Here is a 385-nt window from a genome sequence, read left to right as displayed (position 1 = left end):
CCTGCTTGTAAGGCAGATGCTCTCCCAACTGAGCTAATCCTCCAAAAGTGACCCGTGCGGGATTTGAACCCACGATACCAGCGTGAAAGGCTGGTGTCTTAACCACTTGACTAACGGGTCATAACAACGGAGAGTAAGGGATTCGAACCCTTGATACAGGCTTTAACCCGTATACATCATTTCCAATGATGCTCCTTCGGCCAGCTCGGACAACTCTCCAATATCCAAGCCCTGGCACAATTAAGACCAGGTGCCAAAGCTTGATTGTGCGTGGCAACGTCCTATCCTCGCAGGGAGCGATCCCCCAACTACTTTCGGCGTGTTGAAGCTTAACTTCTGTGTTCGGCATGGGTACAGGTGTATCCTTCAAGCCATCATCACCACA

The 385-nt window shown here is 50.6% G+C and carries 2 tRNA genes and 1 rRNA gene; all 3 read right to left on the bottom strand.

Going from position 1 to position 385, the window contains the following annotated elements:
* Positions 1-48: 48 nt before the first annotated feature.
* Positions 49-120 (bottom strand) — tRNA-Glu (locus tag LMB57_RS00445).
* 7 nt (positions 121-127) lie between these two features.
* Positions 128-219: transfer RNA gene (locus LMB57_RS00440), tRNA-Ser, on the bottom strand.
* A gap of 49 nt (positions 220-268) precedes the next feature.
* A 5S ribosomal RNA gene (gene rrf, locus LMB57_RS00435) occupies positions 269-385 on the bottom strand.

Source organism: Limosilactobacillus secundus (assembly GCF_020784695.1).
GTDB lineage: Bacteria > Bacillota > Bacilli > Lactobacillales > Lactobacillaceae > Limosilactobacillus > Limosilactobacillus reuteri_F.
Note: the sequence above shows the minus strand (reverse complement) of the source record. Positions and strands in the feature narration are given on the sequence as shown.